Genomic DNA, 22,672 nt, shown 5'->3' with positions numbered 1-22,672 from the left:
TACTCTTAAAGATTTAGCAATAGTAAAACTAATAACAGCAGAAATTATAGGTTCGATTTGTTTTTGTACTCTTAAAGATTTAGCAATAGTAAAACTTTGAGTGTTACAATCCTTATTCTCATTCAGTTTTTGTACTCTTAAAGATTTAGCAATAGTAAAACTTCACGTAAAGGTGATGCTATAAGACGTTGGTTTTTGTACTCTTAAAGATTTAGCAATAGTAAAACAGACGATTCAAAGTGCTTGGAAGTCGGTTGGTTTTTGTACTCTTAAAGATTTAGCAATAGTAAAACATTGGTGGACATCGATTAGACGGTGATCCAGTTTTTGTACTCTTAAAGATTTAGCAATAGTAAAACTAACGTCTTTTAAACCTGTGTATTGTTCAAGTTTTTGTACTCTTAAAGATTTAGCAATAGTAAAACTTTTAATAGTTACATTATCAAAATCATTATGTTTTTGTACTCTTAAAGATTTAGCAATAGTAAAACAATAGAATATACAAATCTTGAAACTATCGGGTTTTTGTACTCTTAAAGATTTAGCAATAGTAAAACAAATTTGATTCAGAAGCATTCTTTAAAAATGTTTTTGTACTCTTAAAGATTTAGCAATAGTAAAACAATACAATTTTAAAATCTTTAAAAGATACGGTTTTTGTACTCTTAAAGATTTAGCAATAGTAAAACAAACCAGGTGGCCCAAATTCTTATCCATACGTTTTTGTACTCTTAAAGATTTAGCAATAGTAAAACTAGATTTATCAGACTTAAAAGTACGAAAGTGTTTTTGTACTCTTAAAGATTTAGCAATAGTAAAACCTTAACTTTATATACATATTATAACGACTAGTTTTTGTACTCTTAAAGATTTAGCAATAGTAAAACAAAAAAAGTTACATCAAGTGTAGATTCTGCGTTTTTGTACTCTTAAAGATTTAGCAATAGTAAAACTCCACTTACTGAAACAGTGATTTCTCTAGTGTTTTTGTACTCTTAAAGATTTAGCAATAGTAAAACAGAATTTTGATGATGTATCTAGAACACTAAGTTTTTGTACTCTTAAAGATTTAGCAATAGTAAAACAGCAATTCTTGATGCTATTGACGGAAAGCTGTTTTTGTACTCTTAAAGATTTAGCAATAGTAAAACCAAGCATTTCGGCTATCAATGGAATAGAATGTTTTTGTACTCTTAAAGATTTAGCAATAGTAAAACGGGAATGGGCTAAAAAAGGTGATCCAGGTGGTTTTTGTACTCTTAAAGATTTAGCAATAGTAAAACACGTCCACGTCTTGTTTCTAATTTTGGATGGTTTTTGTACTCTTAAAGATTTAGCAATAGTAAAACGAACCACCGCTTTTAAATAATTTCCCATCGGTTTTTGTACTCTTAAAGATTTAGCAATAGTAAAACTTTTACTTATTGCATTAATAATAAATGCACGTTTTTGTACTCTTAAAGATTTAGCAATAGTAAAACATTTCCATAGATTTCATGTCTTTTTGTATGTTTTTGTACTCTTAAAGATTTAGCAATAGTAAAACCAATCTTTAATTCCAGCATATGCAATTTTGGTTTTTGTACTCTTAAAGATTTAGCAATAGTAAAACGTAGGTATTTAAAATGAATATCGAGGAAGTGTTTTTGTACTCTTAAAGATTTAGCAATAGTAAAACCCCGGCTCAACGTTTTCAAAAACGTCAGGTGTTTTTGTACTCTTAAAGATTTAGCAATAGTAAAACCTTAAAACATTAAAGGCAGCACTAGCAACTTGTTTTTGTACTCTTAAAGATTTAGCAATAGTGAAACCTATATGTTCTTGGTACGATATCTACTTCTGTTTTTGTACTCTTAAAGATTTAGCAATAGTAAAACTCTGCTTGGGTTTCATATTTTTGAGTTAGGGTTTTTGTACTCTTAAAGATTTAGCAATAGTAAAACAAAAAAAAGGTGGTCAATTATGAATAATATGTTTTTGTACTCTTAAAGATTTAGCAATAGTAAAACTTTAGCACTAATATGGTCAGATGTAGATTTGTTTTTGTACTCTTAAAGATTTAGCAATAGTAAAACTCCGCATTTTCATTAGTGTCTTCTACTTCAGTTTTTGTACTCTTAAAGATTTAATAATGAATAAGGAGAAGTTAAAATGGAAAAGAAAACATTAAAAGAATGGGTTAATGAATGGAATAAGGAGAAAGGTCATACCAAAGTTTTACTAGCTAAAGAAATAGGTATTACTATTAGATATTTTTATTTCATATTAGATAACGTTGACAGAACTAAATTAGGTACAATCAAAGCAATTGCTAAGGCTATAGGAATTAGTTTAGATAATATAGATTGGGAGGAATAACATATTGTTTATTTTCTTTAAAAATCTTATGATGATTAAGATAAATGGGAGAAAAATATGAAAACAATTTTTGCACATCGTGGAATTTCAAGTCTTGCACCAGAAAATACTATGGCTGCTTTTAATAAAACTGCAGATATCGGTGATGGGTGGTTAGAAACGGATGTTTCTATAACTAAAGACGGTCAGATTTTTATTTTGCATGATGATTTATTGGATAGAACTACAAATTTAACTGGTTTAATCACTGAAAAAAATAGTGATGAAGTTGCTAGTGCCGATGCTGGTTTTTGGTTTGGGGAAAAATATAAAAATGAAAGAATACCAACTCTAGAGGATGTAATTAATTTTGCCAACACAAACAATATTAATCTTAATATTGAGTTGAAATCTGTGGTTAGTAAAAATTCAAATGAATTAGCCGATATTCTTGTTGATGAGTTAAGTAAACAAATAAAGAGATTAAATTCTAATATTGAATTATTAATATCTAGTTTTAATCCTATAATGCTATTAAAAATGCAGAAGTATAATCCTGATTTGGACTACGCATGTTTATTTGAAGATGAAACTTTAGGTGATGATTGGAGTCTTTATATGCAAGCTTGTCACTCAAAAGCAATCAATGTAGAAGACAAGGGATTAACAAGGCAAAAAATTAAACAATTCAAAAGTTTTGGATATGAAGTAAATGTATGGACTGTTGATAGCAAAGTTCGTGCCAACGAGTTATTTAATTGGGGTGTGGATGGAATTTTTACAAACAAAGCTCATGAATTAAAATTGATAAAATAAAAAAATCTCACGTAAATTTGAAGTGAGATTTTTTTGATTTATTCATCTGTTAATGTGTCTCTTGGATCTAACTTAGCTGCTCTTCTTGATGGAGCAAGGGCTGCTAATAAGGATATTACAACACTGACTATAATACCAAATGCTGCATGTCCGGTTGTAATTGCAATAATTGGCATATGGATAGCCGACTGTGCAAGCCCATTACCTAGTACTTGTATGATATAAGCAATTCCGACTGCAAGTACACTTGAAATCAATCCTAGTAAGAAAGCTTCTGATATAAATAGATTTCTTATATCTTTTCTTCTAGCACCAATTGCACGTAGAATTCCTATTTCTTGAGTTCTTTCAGATACACTTATATACAATACAACAATTATCATAATTGCTGAAACCAGTAATGATATACCAGCTATTGCAGCAAGGATATAAAAGGCTAGGTTCAAGTAAGTTGTAAGTGTATCAATAATGGCACCTACACCTGTAATTTGATAAGTTTTTACAGCTTTATTTTTGGAATTTTTATGAGTGAAGTTTTTAATTTTTGTTTGAACAGCTTTAACGTTTTCAGTTTTGTTAACATTAACAACTAAAAAGTTTGGCTTAATATTAATATTCTGTGCTGCAAACATTGAAGAAAGTGTATCGTAGGTGACAGAACTTTGGCCTGAGGATATTATTCCTGAAACTGTTAGTGAGCGTTGTATTTGTACGGGTTGTTTTTTATCGTTGGCAGTTGTAACAAATAATTGTACTTTTTTACCTATCATTTGTTTGTAATTCTTTTTATTGAATTTCTTTGCTTCATCTTTTGTAATTAAAATTTCATTCTTACCTGGTTTTTTACCTTGTTTAATATCATTTGTTTTGATAGTTTTATTAAATGTTTGGAAAAATGTCTCTTCACTAGATTTTCCGTTAGAAACAAGTTTAGCACCTTGAATAAAATAACCGTCTTCGATATTTTTAACATTTTTAATATGTTTAAATTTGTTTTCATCTTTTTTAGTCATATTAATTGAAGACGTGTCAGGTTGAGACTCTGCATTTGTTGCTTGAATGTTTTTAGTTACTTCAACTGCTGTAGGATTAACTTGCTTAGTCATTTCATGATTGATATATCCTGTTACCCCATTACCAAGTCCAAGCATAAATACAACTGAAAAAATACCAATCATAGCACCAAAAATTATTAATAGGTTTCTGCCTAAATAATAACGCATATGATCCATAGCCATTACAAAGGTATTTTTAAAACTTAAATGGTTAACTTTAATATCTTTGATATCTTTTTTAGCAGCTGCTTTTTCACGTAATTGTTTATCGGAATCAACTTTTCCGTCAACCATATGAATTACACGTGTACCGTAATCAGCAACTTTATCAGAATGGGTAACAGCAATAACAAGCTTTCCTTGTTTTGAAATATCATTAAGGATTTCTAGTATTTCATTAGTATTTTGAGAATCCAGAGCTCCGGTTGGTTCATCAGCGATAATAATATCAGGATCATTTGCTAATGCACGTGCGATAGCAACACGTTGTTTTTGACCACCGGATAATTGCCCTGGATGTTTATGTATATGCTCAGATAGGCCAACTTGTTTAAGCAAGTCTTTAGCACGATTTACTCGTTGGGCTTTGCTTAAATTTGTCATTTCAAGTGGAACCATAACATTTTGCAAAACAGTTAAATGACTTATTAGATGAAAACTTTGAAAAATAAAACCTATTGTCTTGCTTCTATAGTTATCTAGTCCTTTTTCAGAACCACTTTTAACAGACTGACCATCTAATAATACATCCCCATCATATTGAGAATCTAATCCTCCGATTATATTTAATAAGGTGGTTTTACCTCCACCCGATTCGCCAAGAATAGAAACAAACTCTCCACGTTCAAAACTTATACTAATATCTTTTAACACGGGGAATTCTTTTTTACCTAAGAAAAAAGATTTTTTAATATTTTTTAATTCTAAGAAATTCATATATTCATCCTCCATAAGAATAGAGTAAATTTACTACTTTTATTTATATTATGCAATATAATTTTCGTTATTTAAAAATATATACAAATTTTAATTATCTGATAAAATTTAGTTACTAAGATTAGGATGTGATTATTTTGGAGAACAGCTATAAAATTACTGTTGTTATGCCGGTTTATAATGCTGAACAATACTTAAATAGAGCTCTAACTTCGTTTGTTAATCAAACATTTAAAAATTTTCAACTAATAATCGTTGATGATAATTCTACAGATGGAAGTGTTAAAATCTGTGAAGACTTTTTAACAACTAATAAAAATTTTAAGCTTATCAAGCATAAAGAAAATTTGGGTGTTTCCGCCGCTAGAAATACGGGGATTAAGGGTGCAGATAGTGAATTTATTACCTTTGTAGATTGTGATGACTGGGTTGATAAAGAGTATTTAGAGTTTTTTATTGATTCATTTAAAAGACATGATGTTGATATGGTTAGCTGTGGATTTATGATTGAAACTGACAAAACGTCGAAATCTAAAGGGATTTTTAAAAACACAGGTTCTATAACTGATAGAAATGATATGTTAAAAAGAATTATTAGTGTTAATGGTACTGTTATGGGATATACTTGGAACAAGGCCTATAAATTAAAAAAAATTATAGATAATCATTTAGAATTTTCAACTGATGTAAATTTAATGGAAGATGCTATCTTTAATGTTCAATATGTAAGTGCTACAAATAGTTTTTACTATTGTACTGATCCGTTGTATCATTATTACCAAAGAAAAAATAGTGCTAGTCACAATTATTTTGATTGGGATAATATAAAAGATGTCGGCATAGCAAATTACAGAATTCATAAGCAAATCATTCAAAATATTGGTGAGCAAATAGATATTGATAATAAGGAGAAATAATGAAAAAAAACATTGATATTATTTTAAACGAACGAGGATTTACTAAGGAAACTTTGGCCAAAGCTTTGTCACTTAGTAAACAAGATGTAGAAAAAATTATTAATGGTGAGACTATAGAAGGAATTTCTCAAGAAAAATTAGAATCGAAGTTATTTCATCTTGCAAATGGTTTTGTATTTGAAACACCAAAAGATAAACTAGAAGAATTAATCAGTCGATTAAAAAATCAATATGGTTTAACAACTAAGCAGTTATGTTTTTATGCTGATGTTAGTGAAAGTGAATTTGAAAGATTTATGAATAATGAATTGATTGAAAGAGACAGTAAAATCAGAATATATAGCTATTTAGCATCTTTGTATCATATATTAAATTAAAAAGGTTGAGAGATAATCTCAACCTTTTTATATACGATCAACTAGATCATATTCAATTATAGAAGCATCTGATAAATTTTTTGCAGCATCTTTTTCGAAATATACGGCAAATGATTTTTTATTTTTTACATCTTTAGCTATGATTAATGGTGACTCTAATGGATCTTTTGACTTATATATTTGTGCACTTCTCATTGCTTCACTAAAATCATGTGTATTGGCAATAGCATCACCTGGGTTAAAGAATACTTTTTCATCCATAAATACCACTTCCTTAACTTATTTTCTTAATTATACTTCTTATAATGAATATAAAGCCAATATTTTGTATAATAGTTATATTAATTAATTTGAGGTAATTCATGGAAGAAGTAGAAAAATATCTTAAAGATCATGTATTTGGTAATCCACAATTAAAACCAGAAGAAAAAAGTAAATATCTTGGCAATTTTCAAGAGAGAGTAGCAATAGCCTTAACTATAGTAGAATCAAAAAATCTAGGCAACATAAAAACCGTAGAGAAAGTTATAGATGATAACCCTGATTATCATATGTATATAAATGGCGATATGGATCAATTAATTCAAGGAAAATATATTTCGTTAGCCGCAAGTAAGGATTTTAAATTTACTATTATTGCTAAAGATAATGTTCGTGTTGAAAAAGTTAATACTGATAATGATATGGGGCTAGTAATTGCTGATGAGCATTCGCCAATATCAAAACCTGTTATTTTATAAGGAGTGTAAACAAAATGTCTAAAAAAATGAAGTTGATGGCTTTAAATGGGAACATTGAGTTATCAAAAAGAATCGCTGATTATATGAATATGCCATTATTAGACTGCACAATTAGTCATTTTTCAGATGGTGAAATATCAATTAATCTTAATGAAAGTGTTCGTGGATGCAGCGTGTATATTCTAGATTCTGTTTCTGAACCGGTTAATGATAACTGGATGGAATTATTAATAGCAATTGATACACTAAAGCGAGCTAGTGTTGCTGAGGTTGCTGCAGTATTACCATATTTTTCATATACTAGATCAGATCGCAAATCCCGTTCTAGAGAGCCTATTACAGCAAAACTTTTTGCTAATTTAATTGAAATGACAGAAATTAATAGAGTTGTAGCCATGGACATGCATGCAGATCAAATTCAAGGATTTTTCGATATGCCAGTTGATCATCTAAAAGCAATGCCATTATTTGAACGTTATTTTCATGATAAAGAAGCCAATTCAGATGTTGTAGTTGTTGCTCCTAGTCACTCATCAAGTAAAAGGGCAAGACAACTAGCTGAAGTTTTTAATTCACAAATAGCCATTATTGATCAAAGAAAAGATTCAAAAACAAATGTTCCAGATATTGTTGGTAACGTAGAAGGTAAGATATGTATTATTATGGATGACCTTATTGATACAGGAACTCGTCTAATTAATACTGCTAGAGCATTGAATGTTGCTGGAGCTGATACTGTTTATGCGGCAGCTACACATGCAATTTTTTCAGGAGATGCTGCAAAAAGATTAAATGATTCAATTATTAAAGAAATTGTTGTTACCGATACAATAGTAGTCCCAGAAGAGAAAAAATTTGATAAATTAGTTAGATTATCAGTTGCACCAATTATTGGAGATGCAATTACTAGTATTGAAAACCATGTTTCTACTGATGATTTATTTAAAATGAGAGAAAGTGTAGAAATAGTAGACTAAAAAAATCTCAAGATAAAATCTTGAGATTTTTTATTTTGCAAACTTGCTAAAAACTCTACGTCCTAATAATTCTCTTGTGATTTCAAATAATGGATAAGATCCAAAAATTATTGTTAAAGTATAAAAAATAATATCTTTGTTGAATGGATTTACTAAGCTAAATAGTTTACCACTAAATATAAATATTAATAACATCGAAATTATAAGTAAAAAAAGTATTACTATTTTTGTTTGATTAATAGGTCGTGCAATTATAAATAAAGCTGCAAAGCCAATTGAACAAATTAATAAAACAACTAATGTAGAGGAATTTTCGTGACTCATACTAGTATTTTTTGCTAGATAAGTAATAACTAAAGTCCAAACCACAATATTTATAGCAGCTGGAAGAGCTATTTCTAAAACATTTCTCATGAATTTTCCGGCTGGTGGCCGATAGTCAGGCTGTAAGGCAAGTAAAAAGGTTGGGATTCCAACTGTTAAAGCATTAATAGGTGTCATTTGAGAAGGATGAAATGGTAATTGTGAATTCATAAAAATAAATATCATAGTTAAGATCACTGAATAAATGGTTTTTATTAGATATAAAGAAGCAACTCTTTCAATATTATTAATTACTCTTCGTCCTTCATTCAAAACAAAAATCATAGAATCAAATTTTTTATCTAATAAAACAAAGTCAGCAGTCGACTCTGCGGCATCACTACCGCCAGCAATAGCAATGCTACAATCTGCTTGTTTCATGGCTAATATATCGTTGACCCCATCGCCAGTCATTCCAACAGTTAATCCATTTTTTTGCATAGCAATAAGTAACGATTTTTTTTGATCAGGTTTTACACGTCCAAAAATAGAATACTTATTTACTAGTTCAAGATAATCAATATTTTGTCCGAGTTTTGATAGATCAATAAATTTATCTGCATTTTTTATATTAGCTTGTTGTGCAACGTTAGAAACGGTTAGTGGATTATCACCAGAAATTATTTTTAAGGTTATTCCTTGTCTGTTTAGATATGAAAAAGTATCATTAGCTTCTTTTCTAATTTCATCAACAATTAATAAATGACCTAATAATAAATCGTTCTTAACTATAGATATAACTCTTTTGCCTTCTTTAGAAAAGTTATTAATTTTTTGGATATCAGAACTTTTTGCAGAGTTAGTCATAAATTCTAAAGCACCCATTAAGTAAGTGTTTTCGTCTTTATCAATTATTCCAGAACTCTTCTTTTCTGAAGAAAAAGGCAATACTTTTACAGCATCAATTTTATTAAAGTTAGAATCGTAGTTTTCGATTGCTTTAGCTGTTTGATTTTTTTCATCCGTAGCTAAAACTATACTTTTAGCTATATCTATTAAGTATTGATTAGAGATTGAATCTTTTGAATCAATGGCAGTTATTTTGAGATTGCCTGTTGTAATAGTTCCGGTTTTATCAAGACATAAAACGTCAACGCGAGCTAGTGTTTCTATTGATGATAGGGACCTAACTAATGTTTTCTTTTTTGTTAAATTAAGAGCACCTACACTTAAAGCAACAGTAGTTAATAAGACTAATCCTTCTGGAATCATACCCAAAACTAAAGCCGATGTACCAAGAATAGACTGATTATAACTGTGGTTATTTAAAAATGATGAAAAAAACAATGCCAGTCCTAGTGGTATTAAAGTATAAGTTAGCAAGCGAATAATGGTGTTTATTGTTCTCATTAAAAAACTTATTTTATGTTTTTCATGTTTTACTTCTAGAGACATTTTTGAAATAAAACTGTTATTACCCACATTAACAAGCTGAATAATAGCATTTCCGCTAACAATAAAACTTCCGGATAAGACGGTATCATTGACTTGCTTTTCGATTGAATTTGATTCGCCAGTTAATGACGACTCATTCACTTCAATACCAGTTGTTGATCTGATTATGCCATCTGCGGGAATCTGCTCACCACGACTTAGTTTAATTAGGTCATCTTTTACCAGATTTTCTTTTTTCAAAGAAATGAAATTACCGTTACGCAATGTTTTTATTTCGTGCTCGCTGACTAAACTGATACGATCAATTTCGTGTTTTGCTTTTAATTCTTGATAAGTTCCAAAAATAGTATTAACAATTACTGGCCCTAAAAAAAATAAATTATTTAAAACACCTGTTAAGCCTACCAAAACTGCCATGACCAAATTAATGATGTTAAACAGAGTGAATAAATTATCTAAAACTATCTGTAAATTTGTTCTTGTTAATTTGTCGATTGTTTTATTAGTTTGATTATTTTTTAATCGTTGTTGTACTTGTGAACTTAAGAGACCCGTATTTATATTGGTTAGCTCCATAACTATACCTCGAAAATCTTTATTCTAATATAACAAAAATAAAAGATTGTTTTTACTTTTTTGTGTTACTATAATAAAACTTAAATATTTCGAGGAGATTGCAATGATATCAAGCGTATTTTTTGATTTAGATGGGACAATTATTAATTCTCAAGAGGGGATTATTAAAGCTTTGCAATATATGTATAAAAAAATTGGTTTATATCATGATGAAGCCACTTTAAAAACTTTTATCGGCCCACCATTAGGTGAAACTTTTGTGAAATATGATGGCATGGATCCTGATAATGAAGAGGGTATTCAAGAGTGGATTAATATTTTTAGAGAATATTATGATGATAAAGGATGGCGAGAAAATACAATATATTCAGGTGTTGAAGAAATGTTAACTAGCTTGAATAAACAAAAAGTTCCAGTGTATATTGCAACTTCAAAGCCAGAAAGAACCGCAAAAAGAATAATTAATGATTTAAATATGGATAAGTATATAGAAGATGTTTTTGGTGCTGCAGATATTGAGAGTCAAAGAAATGCAAAAAAAGACGTCATTACTTATGGATTAAATAATCTACCTTCTAGTTTTGATAAATCGAACATTGCAATGGTTGGAGATAGAAAAAATGATATTGAGGGAGGCCATTACAATGACCTTCGTTCAATAGGTGTTTTATATGGATATGGGGATTTAACAGAATTGAAAAATGCAAAATCCTTTAGAAATTTCTAAAATAGTTCATAATGAAAATAGTAAAAAATAGGAGGTGTCTTTATGAAAGTTACTTTTGATAATGATGCAAAAAAATTGATTGAACAAAAGACAACAGAAAACGAAGTTATTTTGATCGATCTTGATGATGGTGTAGGAATGTTTTCTAAAGTTGGAATGTGTTCTTTAGACACAAGTTTTAGAGTTTTATTAGTTGATAAAAATATAGATTTTGAAAAAGACTATAATGTAGAACTAGAAAGTAATATTGGACCAATATTTATTAAAAAGAGTTCGGATTATTATTTCAAGGATGACATTAATTTTAAAGTGAAGAAAAATACTAATACGCTACAAATGAGTGATACATCTGAGATGCTTGATGGAGCCGTAGCAATTGAACATATCAAAAAAGATGAAGTCCATTAGACTCCATCTTTTTTTGTGTCATCATTTTCAATATCAATTGAAGGATTCGTAAGTTTTTTAACTGTAAACAGTGAAGGAAATGTATGATCAAATTCAACAACAGTAAATTCTAAATTTTCAATTGTAATTTGGCTTTTTTCCTTAGTCTCAGGATAATTTTCCATAATAAAACCACCAATGGTTACAATATCAGATCCCTCAAAATCATCTATATCTACATCGAAATATCTTTCAATATCATAAAGCGTAGTTTTACCAGATACGTTTATTTTATTTGAATCATCTTTATATATATATTCATCTGAAACATCATCATTTTCATCATACATTGGTCCAAATAATTCTTCATAAATATCATCATCAGTAATTAATCCGCTTGTTCCTCCATACTCATCAACAACGATAACAAATGGAGTTTGACGATGAATCATTCGATTCATTATTGTTTGTATAGGCATGGTTTCAGGAACTGTTATGATATTTCTCAATAGTCGACTTACTTTCAAAGTTCCATCCACTTGATTTTGTCTTACTAAATCGTATGAATATACATATCCTAATATATTATCTTTGTCACCTTCAGCAACAACCGGAATTCTAGAGTACCCTTCTTGCAAGTAGTCTTTAACGGCATCAGCAACTGATGCATTTATATCGATTGTATATAGTCGTGTTCTATCGACCATAACATCTTTTGCGATCTTATCGTTAAACTCAAAAGCACGTTCCATATAAACGTAATCTTCTTTATCAAGTTCACCACTAGTTACGGCAGTTTGTGACAATCGTAATATTTCAGATTGTGAAAAAGATTGGTCATCAGTATTTGCAGGTTTAAATCCAAGCATACGTACAATTCCTGTTGCAGAAATATTAAGTAGCCATACAAAAGGATAAAAAATTGTATGGAATACATGTAACGGATTAACTACAAAAAGAGACATTTTTAACGGCATATCTATACTAATATTTTTTGGTACAATCTCTGTTAAGACAACTTCTAAGTAAGTTAAAACTATAACACCAATGATTGAACCAACAGCATGCATACTTGCACCACCGTGGACGTGAAAAACACCTAATATGTCAACAAAAATTGTTTCAATAGTACTTTCACCAATCCAACCGATAATTATACCAACAGCAGAGACTCCAACCTGTGTTGTGGATAGGTATTCATTAAGATTACGAGTCATGTGTAAGATACGTTTAAGTTTTTTCTTGTTGGCAGAACCGTTTTCTAAGGCCTCTTCTATTTGACTTGGTCTAACTGTAACTAGTGCAAATTCAGCGGCTACAAAATAAAATGCTAAAATGAATGTAATAAGAATTATTACTAAATTCATTATTAATTGCGTATTTCCCAATTGATAAATTCCTCTATATAAAATATGAATGAAATGATTATAACAAATTTTAAATATTTTTTCTTAAAATCTCTAAAACCTATGCATATTGTAGTATTCTTAAATAGAAAAGACAAATATACGGATATTGAATAATACATATTATTTTTTTATAATTAGTTTATGATATTGGGGGTTAATTATGGTATTAGGCGAAAACTTTGTAGATTTATTAACTCCAGCACAAGCTGCTGAAAAGTTGGGCGTTAATGTAACAACTCTAAGAAAATATTCTTTATTAGTTGAAAAAGTAACAGCAAATGACGCTTTTTTTGCAAGAAAAAACAATAAAAGAAGAAATTATACGCAAAAAAATATTGAAGATTTACAACAAATGTTAAAACTATCTCAAAAAGATGATATGACATTAGAACTTGCTGCTGAAAGATTGTTTGATGGGAAGGTACCCGATAAGGATATAGAAGAGGCTGTTGTTGAAACTATGTCTAGTACTGAAAAAAAACTTAACGAAAAAATATCTAAGCAAGCTAAAGAATTAAAACATTTAAAAAAGCAGTTAAAAGATATTCAACAAGAAAATTATGCATTAATTAGAGCTTTAAAAAACAGTCAAGAGACTCCATTATTTGATTATGATATGAATGTTAATGAAGAACTAATTCCAAAAAAACAAAATAAAATTAATACTAATGAAGTTGAAAGTGAGTCTAAAGAAGATAAATATGCAGAGGCCTTAGCTCGGGCGCGTAAAATAAGAGATCAAAAAAAAGAGCAAACAACGATTATTGAAGATGGTCAAGATTTAGCTCAAAAACCACAAAAACTAAGAACTCTTTCAAGTATGCAATTAAATGAAAAAAGTAATAAAAAAAGATGGTGGCAAAGATAATAAAAAAACGACAATGGGGAGTCGCCGTTTTTTTAGCATATCATATTCTGAGGGGAATAAATTAAAGGTAATTCTTGGGGGAAATATCCTTTAACTTACATTCACATAATAGACTTTAAATGTGAATTTTTTGTGAACAAAGTTAATAAAAAATAAGAATTAAACTAAATAAATTTTTTTTAGGTCATTAATTTCTTGTTTTGAGAGATCTAAAGATTCTTTTAAATAATTTTCCATACTGCCATTTTCAGCTAGGATACTTCTCTTTGCAACATTTAAGTAGTCCTCATTTACTGACATTAACGCTTTGACAGATGAAATAATATCTGAAGAAGTATGTTTAGCTTTCAATAGTTCAATTTTTTTGTCGATATATGATTTCATTAATTTGTTTGTTAATAAATAATCGTTTTTAATAGTTTCTTGATCGACTCCAAGAGCCCATAAAAAGTAAACCGCAGCCATACCGGTTCTGTCTTTACCGGCAGTGCAGTGGAATAATGTAACCTGATTGTCTTCAGTATTATCCAATAAGTGATTAAAAAAGATTCTGTATGCATGTTTAGATTCATCATCAAGAGTTATATTTTCATAAACTTGAAGCATTTGTTTATATCCATCATTAAAAGTAAAGCCAAACTCTTTTTCTATTTCACTTGTAGATTTTGAAACTTTAGTTTCATCCTCTTTTAATACTGGATTAAAAACATATTCTACTCCATCAGGAATTCTGTCTGGTTCTTTTTGAACTTCATCTTTAGACCGGAAATCGATATCTTTTATCAAACCGTAATTAAATAAAAAATCTTGATCTTTTTTCGTTAGTTCAGCAAGATTAGCTGATCTTAAAATTTTGTGATATTTCAAAGTTTTACCGTCTTGAGTTTTATAACCGCCAAGTTCTCTGAAATTTCTACCTGATTCAAGATAAGGATCTAATATTCTTTCATTCATAAATTGGAATCCCCTTTTTTAAAAAATTTACTTAATTACTAAAGTATAACAAGGAAATTTAAATTAGCATAATTATTGTAAACTTTACCCATAACATATATTATTAATATAAGCAAAAGCACTGGAGGACAGAGAAATGTCACAAGATTATAAAAGAATTTTAGTTCCAGTTGATGGATCGGAAGAATCTGAAAAAGCGTTCGACAAAGCTGTCAAGGTAGCACTTTTAAATAATGCTCACTTAGATGTGTTAAATGTATTGAATACAAAACAATTTATTGGAATGTATGGCGGCATGTTAAATGGAGATGTGGTATATAAAATCTCAGAAGATGCTCAAGAATATTTAACAGATTTACAAGAAAGAGCATTCAAAAAGGGAATGACTGAAGAAAATTTAAGTTCACACATTCGTTTTGGTGATCCTAAAACAATAATTGCCACTGAATTTCCTGAAGAATATAAAAATGATCTTATAATGATTGGATCCACAGGACTTAATGCAGTTGAAAGATTGCTTATTGGATCAGTATCGGAATTTGTTACCAGAAATGCTTTATCTGATGTAATAATAGTTAGAACAGATGTTGATAACAAGTAAATTCAAGAAGAGGTAATAAGGCCTCTTTTTTTATTGAGGAAAATATCGTATGAATAGATGTAAATGGGCGCAAACAACTCCTGAAATGATGAAGTATCATGATGAAGAGTGGGGAATTGCAGAATATAATGATCAATATTTATTTGAAATGTTAACTTTAGAACTTTTTCAATCTGGTTTGAGTTGGCAAACAATTCTGAACAAAAGAGATGCATTTAAAAAAGCGTTTGATAACTTTGATGTTCAAAAAGTTAAAAATTATGATGATGACAAATTTAATGAATTAATGAATAATAAAGGTATTATAAGAAATAAGCTTAAAATTAATGCTGCAATTAATAATGCGGATGTAATATCAGAATTTTATAAAAGAAATAAAACTTTTAGTGATTTTATATGGTCTTTTACTCAAAAAAAGATAATAATCAACCATTATAATATTGATGAAGAGTTACCTGCTTATAATGAATTATCAATAACTATTAGTAAAGAAATGAAAAGAATTGGATTTAAGTTTGTTGGTCCAACTACTATTTATTCATTTTTACAGGCAGCAGGAGTAATAAATGATCACATTGATAGCTGCGATTTTAAATGAGGTTTAAAATTTGAAAAAATATTATGGAATTTTAATTGCTGGATTGGCAGCAACATTTTGGGGATTGTCAGATACTATGTCCGACGCACTGATAAAGTTAGAACACTTAAATTCGGATTTATTAGTTAGTACAAAAATGCTTTTTGCAGGGTTTGTATTGCTTGTTTATGCTTATTTTAAAAGTGGAAGAAAACAAGTTTTTGGAATCGTAACTAATAAAAAAGATATTGTCAGACTACTTTCATATGTAGTATTTGGAATGACTTTAATGCAATTAGCTTATTACAAAACAATGGTATATTCAGACGCTCCAACAGCTACAATATTACAATTTACATCACCCATTTTTGTTATTATTTGGTTGGCAGTTGCTACTAAATCTGCTCCAAGAAGAACTGATATTATAGGACTGATACTTGCATTATTGGGGACTGTTTTAATTGTAACCCAAGGTAATATTTCATCTATATCTATTGGGACTAAAGCGTTAGTTTGGGGAATTATTGCTTCAATAACCTCGGCACTGTCAATTCTTTTGCCAGGAAGATTGTTGAAAAATTACGGATCAATTATAGTTGTTGGTTGGGCCATGTTTATTGGTGGTGCAATCTTGAATATAAAGCATCCTTTTTGGCAAATGCCTAAATTAAGCTTATTAGGAATGTTTTTGTATGGGTTTGTATTTTTCTTTGGTACGGTGTTAGCGTATTTTATGAACTTAGCCAGTTTAAAATATGCAAAAGCAAGTACAGTTTCTTTAATTGATTCTTTTGAACCACTTGCTGCAACCATAGCATCTGTAGCTTTTATGAATTTACATATTGGAATTATAGAAATATTTGGTATGATTTTAATAATATCTACTGCATTTATAATGGCATATGGAAGTTCCAAAGAAGAACCATTATAATTATACAACGAGGTGGGAAAATGAATTTTTCAGAAATAAGTGAATTTGCTTCAAAATTATATGACGATACAAAAGATATTGAAAACAAAAAAAAGAAACTAGACGTAGAAAAAATATATGAATTCATTGATGAAATATCGCTATTAAGAAAGCCTATTAAAGAGTATTTTGATATGACTGAAAATGAATATTATGAAGAAGAATCAGATCATGGACTAACTTTGCAAGATAAAGATCAAAAGTTAAGTCAACTTCATGATCGTGTATTATTAAATCATGTTGATGGTTCAATGACTAAGGAAGAAATTAATTTTACTTACAATCATGAAAACCCATATGATGATGACGGAAAATATCAACCAATTGAAGATTTACACATTATCAGCTTTGCATTTGAAATAATAGGTGCTGTATCAGCAAATACAAGAATTGGTAATATCAGAAATATATTATCAAGAGATGCATTGTTAAGTATCGGATTGGCTGCAAATGCGGTTGATCAATGGCAAAACAATTAATAAATAAGTTAACTTGATTTAAATTGAGTTAACTTTTTTTATTTATTTTTGAAAAAACTGTTGTAATTTACAGTAAAGTTTGTTTAAATCTTTCGGTATATATTTTATCGAGGTGAAGAACTATGGCAACAATTTATATGAAACAAGCAACAAAAAAAGATTTTGATAGAGTAAATGAAATTATTGATTCAGCAAAAAGTACCTTAAAAAAACGTGGGGTAAATCAATGGCAAAATGGATATCCTGATAAAGAAATTTTAGCTCAGGATATTGAAGATGGAATTAATTATGTTATGGTTTTAGACGGTGCAATTGTAGGAACCGCTGCTCTTCAACAAGGTGTTGAAGAAAATTATGAAAAAATAATTGATGGAAATTGGGATCTTGATTCTGATCCTGAATACACAGTAATTCATAGAATTGCTGTAGACCCAAGTTATGCAGGACATAATCTATCAGATACTATGATTCATCATTTGTTGACCTTATCTCGTGTTTTGGGGTATACAGATGTAAGAATAGATACACATTTTGAAAACATGGCAATGCAACATGTTATAGAAAAAAATGGCTTTATACATCGAGGAACTATAACAATGATGGAAGATGAAAATACCGTTCCAAGAATTGCATATCAAATGTTGATAAAATAAGACAGTTGTCTATTTATTAGGCGACTTTTTTTATATCTAAGTGGTATATTATAAATATCAATTAGAAGTGGGGGTATTAGGTATTGTTTCGCAATCTTACAAATCTTTTTAGAAGAATAAAAAGTGTGAAAAATGTCAATTTATTGGACACTTACGCTAACGGAATGCGAGGCAATATCTCGTACCGAAAATTTGTAGAGGAATATTTAACAGAATTTAATAAAAAAATTGTTGAAGATAATACTTCTTACGGATCCTTTACGTTAGCTGTAATAACAGATACGCATGCCAAAGATACGTACAATTCAACTTTTTATGGGATTAATGGTCTAGTTCATACCCAAGAGCTAAGTTTTTTTGATAAAAATTATAAAATTGATTTAAAGGCTCATTTAGGGGATGTTATTGATGGAAGTGATAGCCCAGAAAATAGCAAAACATTGTTAAGACTTACTTTGAAAACTTTAAATAATTCAAAATTGCCGTTTGCTATAGCTAAAGGGAATCATGATGATAATGACAAATTTGATGAACATACATTTAGTAAAAAAGCATCATTTAATGAAAATACGTATTCAAAAATTGTAAATCCAGTATTATATAATCAACCTCAAATTAAATATATTTCCGAAGAGACTGGTCTTTATTATTTTGATAAAGGCGCGGTAAGGACTATATTTATCAATACTAGCGATGTCCCATATAAACTTAATGTTATGGGTGTTAAAAAATATGATGTAAAAAAAATAAAAGCAGTTAGACAAAAACAAGTGGAAGAGCTAGTTGAGATATTAGAAAAATCATCAGGAAGAAAAATTGTTGTTTTTGGACATTCTCCATTAGTGAATCCAAAAGGAGAAAGTAGTCTTGCATACAATGGCATATCAATGCATGAATTGTTTGTAGCGTTTAATCAAAAATTAAAGGGAAAAGTTGATAACAAATTAGATAATGAGTTTTCTCTTAATGTTGATTTTGATTTTTCTCATATTAAAAACGCTAAAATTTCTGCTTATATTTGTGGACATAGGCATATTGAAAAAAATTATATGTTTGATGACATTAATTATATTTTGTTAAATTGTTCAGCGTTGATGGGAAAAAATCATGGATTAACAACGAATTATAATAAAAAGTGGAATCGTAAAATAAACGAGCCTTCTGAATTTGCAGGTTATATAATTGATATTAATCCTAAGACTGAAATAATTAATGTACTAGGATATGGTGCAGCAACTAATATCAGGCAGTTTCAGATTTAGTATATGATATAATTATACTAATAGGAGGTATTAATTTATGGATAATGAAAATTTAGATGAATATATTGTAGAACCACTTCAATACAATAAAATTTTAGTATGTATTGATGATGACGATTTTATATCATCAAAAGCAGCGTTTGATTACGCATGTACAATGGCAAAATCTATGGATTTACCTTTGGGTATTATTTCAGTTATGGAAATAGGCGATTTAAATATTTTTCAATCTCTTTCACCTCAACTAGTTGAAGAAAGGAGAGAAGAAATTAAAGAACACTTGAATGTATATGTTCAAAAAGCAGAAGAATTTGGTGTTTCTAATGTTAAACCAATGGTTAGTGAAGGAAATCCAGGCCATGTAATTGTGGACAAAGTAATTCCTAAGTTTGATCCTGATTTAGTCATTATTGGATCTGAAAGATCAAATAACCAGCATGGTAAACTAGGATCACAGGCTGAACACATTGTAAGATATTCACCAGTTACTGTATCTGTTGTAAGATAAAAAGTCGTTATTTAACGGCTTTTTTTAATATATGTTATTATCAATTTAATTGAATGTTTAGGAGTGAGCGTAATGAAAATAAAACAAGTTTTAGGTGGAGCTGGGGATACTACAGTAGGAGCAACTTCACAAATTAAAGATAATTTATATCTATCAGTAAATGGTGAATGGCTAAAAACGGCTGTTATTCCTAATGACAAGCCAAGAACTGGTGGATTTTCTGATTTAGATTTAGATGTTGAAAAACAATTGATGTCTGATTTTAGTGAATTTTCAAATGATGAAACCAAAGTTCCAAATGAGTTGATGAAAGAAGCAGTTAAGCTATATTCATTAGGAATGAATACAAATAAACTTGATGAAGATGGCGCAAAACCAATACAAGATGATTTAGAGTTAATAAAAAGTTTAAAAAATTACAATGACTTAGATTCTAAATTGCAAGAATTTGTACTAAAAGGTTATTCATTACCTTTTTCAATCGATATTGATGCAGATATGAAAGATACTAGCAAAAATGTCGTCTATTTTTATGCACCAAGTTTAATTCTTCCAGATAAAACGTACTATGATAATAATCCTTCTGGAGTTGAACTATTGAATGTTTACAAAAAAACAGCAATAAGTACACTTGAAAAAGTCGGTTTCTCTGAAAGTGAAGCAAGAAAAGTAAGTGATAAAGCTATAGAATTTGATGCAAAGTTAGTACCTCTAGTTAAGAGTTCAGAAGAATGGGCTGATTATACTAAAGCATATAATCCTGTTAGCTATAATGACTTTATTAAAAAAATAGATTTATTCGATCTAAATACATTAATTAGCAGCTTGATAAATGATACTCCAGATAAAGTTATTGTTACTGAGCCTAGATATTTTGATGGAATAAATAAAGCTTTAAATGAAAACTTTGAAAACTTAAAAGCATGGATGGTACTAAAAAAAGTTTTATCTAGTTCTTCATTGTTAAGTGAAGACATAAGACAAACAGCTGGGCAATATAACTTAGCACTTAGTGGTAGTAAGGAACTATCAAACAGAACTAAAGCTGCTTACAATAGAACAAGTAATATATTTAGTGAAGTGTTAGGAAAATACTATGGTGAAAAATACTTCGGACAAGATGCTAAACAAGACGTTATAAAAATGATTCAAAAGATGATTACTATTTATAAAAATAGAATCAAAAAAAACACTTGGTTAGGTGAAGAAACAAAACAAAAAGCAATAGTTAAACTTGAAAAAATAGCGATTAAAGTTGGTTATCCAGATAAAGTTGATGAGATTTATAAGAAATTTAAAATTGATACCAATCAATCCTTATACGCAAATATGATGAAAATTTCTCAAATAGTTCGTCAACATAATTTTGATAAATTTAAAAAGCCTGTTGATAGGACTGAATGGGGAATGCCAGGTCACACGGTAAATGCATGTTATGACCCATCAAGAAATGACATAACATTCCCTGCGGCTATTTTACAGGCACCTTTTTATAGTTTGAATCAAACAGCAAGTCAAAATTACGGTGGAATTGGAGCTGTAATTGCACATGAAATCTCGCATGCTTTTGATAATAATGGTGCAAAATTTGATGAATTAGGTAACTTAAATAATTGGTGGACTAAACAAGATTACGCACAGTTTGAAAAATTAACTCAAGCTATGATAAAAGAATTTGATGGTGTTGAGTTTGCTGGTAAAAAAATAAATGGAACACTAGTAGTGAGCGAAAATGTTGCCGATGTAGGTGGATTAAGCTGTGCATTAGAAGCCACTAAAACACATGAAGATGCAGATTTAAAGGGATTTTTCATAAATTGGGCTAGAGTTTGGAGAATTAAATCAACTCAACAATTTGCTGAATTATTATTATCAACAGATGTCCATGCGCCAGGACCAATGAGAGCTAATATTCATGCTCAAAACATGGATGATTTTTATGAAGCTTTTGATATAAAACCTGGGGATGGTATGTGGCTTGAAAAAGAACAAAGAGTAAGTATTTGGTAAAATGAAAATAATTGTATTAGCCAGAGATATTGAAAATATTCCTGTTTTAGAAGTAGTAGATGAGAGCTTAAGAAAAGAAAAAATCCCGATTGTAGTTTTTTATCACGGATGGAAATCGAGCAAAGAACTAGTATTAACTCAAGCAAGAAAACTAGCACAGAAAAAAATTCGAGTGATATTACCAGATGCACAAAATCATGGAAAAAGAAAACAACCAATATCTTCTATTCCATCATTTACTTTTTGGAATAGTATTCAGTCTAATATTGCTGAATTTGGGATATTAATAAATTTCTATGAAAAAATTAAACTTTTAAATAGAAATCATCTAGGTGTTGGCGGTTATTCTATGGGTGCGATTACTACGTGTGCTTTATTGACACATCATAGTGAAATAACAGTAGCGTCCAGTATAATGGGATCGCCGTCACCATATAAATATTTTCAAAGAGTGAAGAAAAAAGCTCAAGAGTATGGTGTATATATGCCTAAAGATATAGATGGTCTTTTGGGATGGATAAAAAAATATGATTTAAGTCTGCACCCAGAAAAAATAGATAATCGACCATTTTTTATTTGGCACGGAACTAAAGATGAAAGAATTCTTTTTTTGGAACCTAAAGAATTTTTTAGCAAAATAAAAAATGAAAATTATGCGAAAAAAACAAAATTTTTGATAGGTGACAATCAAGGACATCTAGTTACCACTGATTTGATGGATGAAATTGCTGAATTTTTTGAAAAAAATATCTAAAAAGACGTCGACTAAAAAGTCGGC

General features: G+C 29.4%; 23 protein-coding genes and 1 CRISPR repeat array (1 of these 24 cut by a window edge). Of the genes, 18 read left to right on the top strand and 5 right to left on the bottom strand.

Annotated elements, in window-relative coordinates; all coding sequences use genetic code 11:
- A CRISPR array of direct repeats spans nt 1-2,075; the repeat unit is 36 nt; unit sequence GTTTTTGTACTCTTAAAGATTTAGCAATAGTAAAAC (it extends 601 nt beyond the left edge of the window).
- Between the two features lie 76 nt (nt 2,076-2,151).
- The gene (locus ACUV9F_RS07040) at nt 2,152-2,358 is read left to right on the top strand and encodes a helix-turn-helix domain-containing protein (protein ID WP_446183567.1); all 207 of its coding nucleotides are present in this window, start codon (nt 2,152-2,154) and stop codon (nt 2,356-2,358) included.
- A gap of 57 nt (nt 2,359-2,415) precedes the next feature.
- Nucleotides 2,416-3,153, top strand: a complete 738-nt coding sequence (locus ACUV9F_RS07035) for a glycerophosphodiester phosphodiesterase family protein (protein ID WP_446183566.1) — start codon at nt 2,416-2,418, stop codon at nt 3,151-3,153.
- A 38-nt stretch (nt 3,154-3,191) separates the two neighbouring features.
- Here ACUV9F_RS07035 and ACUV9F_RS07030 read toward each other — a convergent pair whose 3' ends face one another.
- Entirely contained in the window at nt 3,192-5,144 is a 1,953-nt protein-coding gene (locus ACUV9F_RS07030) for an ABC transporter ATP-binding protein/permease (protein ID WP_446183565.1), read from the bottom strand.
- Nucleotides 5,145-5,281: 137 nt separating this feature from the next.
- On the opposite strand from ACUV9F_RS07030, the gene ACUV9F_RS07025 reads away from it, so the two are divergent.
- Both ACUV9F_RS07025 and ACUV9F_RS07020 read left to right on the top strand, forming a co-directional pair.
- On the top strand, nt 5,282-6,061 hold the full coding sequence (locus tag ACUV9F_RS07025; protein ID WP_446183564.1) for a glycosyltransferase family 2 protein: 780 nt from the start codon (nt 5,282-5,284) through the stop codon (nt 6,059-6,061).
- Nucleotides 6,061-6,438 (top strand): HTH domain-containing protein, encoded by a 378-nt coding sequence (locus tag ACUV9F_RS07020; RefSeq protein ID WP_446183563.1) that lies wholly within the window; start codon nt 6,061-6,063, stop codon nt 6,436-6,438. Before ACUV9F_RS07025 ends, ACUV9F_RS07020 begins: the two co-directional genes overlap by 1 nt.
- Nucleotides 6,439-6,465: 27 nt before the next feature.
- Here ACUV9F_RS07020 and ACUV9F_RS07015 read toward each other — a convergent pair whose 3' ends face one another.
- The gene (locus ACUV9F_RS07015) at nt 6,466-6,699 is read right to left on the bottom strand and encodes a hypothetical protein (RefSeq protein WP_446183562.1); all 234 of its coding nucleotides are present in this window, start codon (nt 6,697-6,699) and stop codon (nt 6,466-6,468) included.
- Nucleotides 6,700-6,800: 101 nt separating this feature from the next.
- Between ACUV9F_RS07015 and ACUV9F_RS07010 the strand changes: the two genes are divergently transcribed.
- Complete coding sequence (locus ACUV9F_RS07010; protein WP_446183561.1) at nt 6,801-7,178, top strand: DUF1694 domain-containing protein; 378 nt, start codon at nt 6,801-6,803, stop codon at nt 7,176-7,178.
- Between the two features lie 14 nt (nt 7,179-7,192).
- The gene (locus ACUV9F_RS07005) at nt 7,193-8,155 is read left to right on the top strand and encodes a ribose-phosphate diphosphokinase (RefSeq protein ID WP_446183560.1); all 963 of its coding nucleotides are present in this window, start codon (nt 7,193-7,195) and stop codon (nt 8,153-8,155) included.
- A 30-nt stretch (nt 8,156-8,185) separates the two neighbouring features.
- On the opposite strand, the gene ACUV9F_RS07000 is transcribed toward ACUV9F_RS07005, so the two are convergent.
- Entirely contained in the window at nt 8,186-10,489 is a 2,304-nt protein-coding gene (locus ACUV9F_RS07000) for an HAD-IC family P-type ATPase (protein ID WP_446183559.1), read from the bottom strand.
- Between the two features lie 103 nt (nt 10,490-10,592).
- On the opposite strand from ACUV9F_RS07000, the gene ACUV9F_RS06995 reads away from it, so the two are divergent.
- Entirely contained in the window at nt 10,593-11,216 is a 624-nt protein-coding gene (locus tag ACUV9F_RS06995) for an HAD hydrolase-like protein (protein WP_446183558.1), read from the top strand.
- Nucleotides 11,217-11,258: 42 nt separating this feature from the next.
- Nucleotides 11,259-11,624: an iron-sulfur cluster biosynthesis family protein gene (locus tag ACUV9F_RS06990; RefSeq protein WP_446183557.1), complete on the top strand. Its 366-nt coding sequence runs from the start codon at nt 11,259-11,261 to the stop codon at nt 11,622-11,624.
- Here ACUV9F_RS06990 and ACUV9F_RS06985 read toward each other — a convergent pair.
- Nucleotides 11,621-12,970, bottom strand: coding sequence for a hemolysin family protein (locus ACUV9F_RS06985; RefSeq protein WP_446184364.1), 1,350 nt, complete (start codon nt 12,968-12,970; stop codon nt 11,621-11,623). The genes ACUV9F_RS06990 and ACUV9F_RS06985 overlap by 4 nt on opposite strands.
- A 202-nt stretch (nt 12,971-13,172) precedes the next feature.
- Between ACUV9F_RS06985 and ACUV9F_RS06980 the strand changes: the two genes are divergently transcribed.
- Complete coding sequence (locus tag ACUV9F_RS06980; RefSeq protein ID WP_446183556.1) at nt 13,173-13,880, top strand: MerR family transcriptional regulator; 708 nt, start codon at nt 13,173-13,175, stop codon at nt 13,878-13,880.
- A gap of 159 nt (nt 13,881-14,039) precedes the next feature.
- On the opposite strand, the gene ACUV9F_RS06975 is transcribed toward ACUV9F_RS06980, so the two are convergent.
- Nucleotides 14,040-14,834, bottom strand: coding sequence for a tyrosine-protein phosphatase (locus tag ACUV9F_RS06975; protein WP_446183555.1), 795 nt, complete (start codon nt 14,832-14,834; stop codon nt 14,040-14,042).
- A gap of 136 nt (nt 14,835-14,970) precedes the next feature.
- On the opposite strand from ACUV9F_RS06975, the gene ACUV9F_RS06970 reads away from it, so the two are divergent.
- The 9 genes from ACUV9F_RS06970 (at nt 14,971) to ACUV9F_RS06930 (ending at nt 22,648) form a co-directional block, all read left to right on the top strand.
- A complete protein-coding gene (locus tag ACUV9F_RS06970) occupies nt 14,971-15,435 on the top strand; it encodes a universal stress protein (RefSeq protein ID WP_446183554.1) in 465 nt (154 codons plus the stop codon).
- 49 nt (nt 15,436-15,484) lie between these two features.
- On the top strand, nt 15,485-16,033 hold the full coding sequence (locus ACUV9F_RS06965; protein ID WP_446183553.1) for a DNA-3-methyladenine glycosylase I: 549 nt from the start codon (nt 15,485-15,487) through the stop codon (nt 16,031-16,033).
- A 10-nt stretch (nt 16,034-16,043) separates the two neighbouring features.
- Nucleotides 16,044-16,943: a DMT family transporter gene (locus tag ACUV9F_RS06960; protein ID WP_446183552.1), complete on the top strand. Its 900-nt coding sequence runs from the start codon at nt 16,044-16,046 to the stop codon at nt 16,941-16,943.
- Nucleotides 16,944-16,963: 20 nt separating this feature from the next.
- Nucleotides 16,964-17,461 (top strand): hypothetical protein, encoded by a 498-nt coding sequence (locus ACUV9F_RS06955; protein WP_446183551.1) that lies wholly within the window; start codon nt 16,964-16,966, stop codon nt 17,459-17,461.
- Nucleotides 17,462-17,583: 122 nt separating this feature from the next.
- A complete protein-coding gene (locus ACUV9F_RS06950; RefSeq protein WP_446183550.1) occupies nt 17,584-18,114 on the top strand; it encodes a GNAT family N-acetyltransferase in 531 nt (176 codons plus the stop codon).
- Between the two features lie 125 nt (nt 18,115-18,239).
- Nucleotides 18,240-19,376: a metallophosphoesterase family protein gene (locus tag ACUV9F_RS06945; protein WP_446183549.1), complete on the top strand. Its 1,137-nt coding sequence runs from the start codon at nt 18,240-18,242 to the stop codon at nt 19,374-19,376.
- Nucleotides 19,377-19,413: 37 nt separating this feature from the next.
- Nucleotides 19,414-19,884 (top strand): universal stress protein, encoded by a 471-nt coding sequence (locus ACUV9F_RS06940; RefSeq protein ID WP_446183548.1) that lies wholly within the window; start codon nt 19,414-19,416, stop codon nt 19,882-19,884.
- 72 nt (nt 19,885-19,956) lie between these two features.
- Nucleotides 19,957-21,894: a M13 family metallopeptidase gene (locus ACUV9F_RS06935; protein WP_446183547.1), complete on the top strand. Its 1,938-nt coding sequence runs from the start codon at nt 19,957-19,959 to the stop codon at nt 21,892-21,894.
- A gap of 1 nt (nt 21,895) precedes the next feature.
- Nucleotides 21,896-22,648 carry an alpha/beta fold hydrolase gene (locus ACUV9F_RS06930; RefSeq protein WP_446183546.1) on the top strand — a complete coding sequence of 251 codons (753 nt, stop codon included), beginning with the start codon at nt 21,896-21,898 and terminating at the stop codon, nt 22,646-22,648.
- Nucleotides 22,649-22,672: the final 24 nt, after the last annotated feature.

Source organism: Daquilactobacillus linshuiensis (assembly GCF_052828685.1).
The sequence above is the reverse complement of the archived record's forward strand: the minus strand, read 5'-3'. Positions and strand labels throughout refer to the sequence as shown.

What these genes read in the sequence shown, in the direction of transcription:
- ACUV9F_RS07040 (WP_446183567.1), top strand. Translation starts at nt 2,152, where the DNA reads ATGGAAAAGAAAACATTAAAAGAATGGGTTAATGAATGGAATAAGGAG.
- ACUV9F_RS07035 (WP_446183566.1), top strand. Translation starts at nt 2,416, where the DNA reads ATGAAAACAATTTTTGCACATCGTGGAATTTCAAGTCTTGCACCAGAA.
- ACUV9F_RS07030 (WP_446183565.1), bottom strand. Translation starts at nt 5,144, where the DNA reads ATGAATTTCTTAGAATTAAAAAATATTAAAAAATCTTTTTTCTTAGGT.
- ACUV9F_RS07020 (WP_446183563.1), top strand. Translation starts at nt 6,061, where the DNA reads ATGAAAAAAAACATTGATATTATTTTAAACGAACGAGGATTTACTAAG.
- ACUV9F_RS07015 (WP_446183562.1), bottom strand. Translation starts at nt 6,699, where the DNA reads ATGGATGAAAAAGTATTCTTTAACCCAGGTGATGCTATTGCCAATACA.
- ACUV9F_RS07010 (WP_446183561.1), top strand. Translation starts at nt 6,801, where the DNA reads ATGGAAGAAGTAGAAAAATATCTTAAAGATCATGTATTTGGTAATCCA.
- ACUV9F_RS07005 (WP_446183560.1), top strand. Translation starts at nt 7,193, where the DNA reads ATGTCTAAAAAAATGAAGTTGATGGCTTTAAATGGGAACATTGAGTTA.
- ACUV9F_RS07000 (WP_446183559.1), bottom strand. Translation starts at nt 10,489, where the DNA reads ATGGAGCTAACCAATATAAATACGGGTCTCTTAAGTTCACAAGTACAA.
- ACUV9F_RS06995 (WP_446183558.1), top strand. Translation starts at nt 10,593, where the DNA reads ATGATATCAAGCGTATTTTTTGATTTAGATGGGACAATTATTAATTCT.
- ACUV9F_RS06990 (WP_446183557.1), top strand. Translation starts at nt 11,259, where the DNA reads ATGAAAGTTACTTTTGATAATGATGCAAAAAAATTGATTGAACAAAAG.
- ACUV9F_RS06985 (WP_446184364.1), bottom strand. Translation starts at nt 12,970, where the DNA reads ATGAATTTAGTAATAATTCTTATTACATTCATTTTAGCATTTTATTTT.
- ACUV9F_RS06980 (WP_446183556.1), top strand. Translation starts at nt 13,173, where the DNA reads ATGGTATTAGGCGAAAACTTTGTAGATTTATTAACTCCAGCACAAGCT.
- ACUV9F_RS06975 (WP_446183555.1), bottom strand. Translation starts at nt 14,834, where the DNA reads ATGAATGAAAGAATATTAGATCCTTATCTTGAATCAGGTAGAAATTTC.
- ACUV9F_RS06970 (WP_446183554.1), top strand. Translation starts at nt 14,971, where the DNA reads ATGTCACAAGATTATAAAAGAATTTTAGTTCCAGTTGATGGATCGGAA.
- ACUV9F_RS06965 (WP_446183553.1), top strand. Translation starts at nt 15,485, where the DNA reads ATGAATAGATGTAAATGGGCGCAAACAACTCCTGAAATGATGAAGTAT.
- ACUV9F_RS06955 (WP_446183551.1), top strand. Translation starts at nt 16,964, where the DNA reads ATGAATTTTTCAGAAATAAGTGAATTTGCTTCAAAATTATATGACGAT.
- ACUV9F_RS06950 (WP_446183550.1), top strand. Translation starts at nt 17,584, where the DNA reads ATGGCAACAATTTATATGAAACAAGCAACAAAAAAAGATTTTGATAGA.
- ACUV9F_RS06940 (WP_446183548.1), top strand. Translation starts at nt 19,414, where the DNA reads ATGGATAATGAAAATTTAGATGAATATATTGTAGAACCACTTCAATAC.
- ACUV9F_RS06935 (WP_446183547.1), top strand. Translation starts at nt 19,957, where the DNA reads ATGAAAATAAAACAAGTTTTAGGTGGAGCTGGGGATACTACAGTAGGA.
- ACUV9F_RS06930 (WP_446183546.1), top strand. Translation starts at nt 21,896, where the DNA reads ATGAAAATAATTGTATTAGCCAGAGATATTGAAAATATTCCTGTTTTA.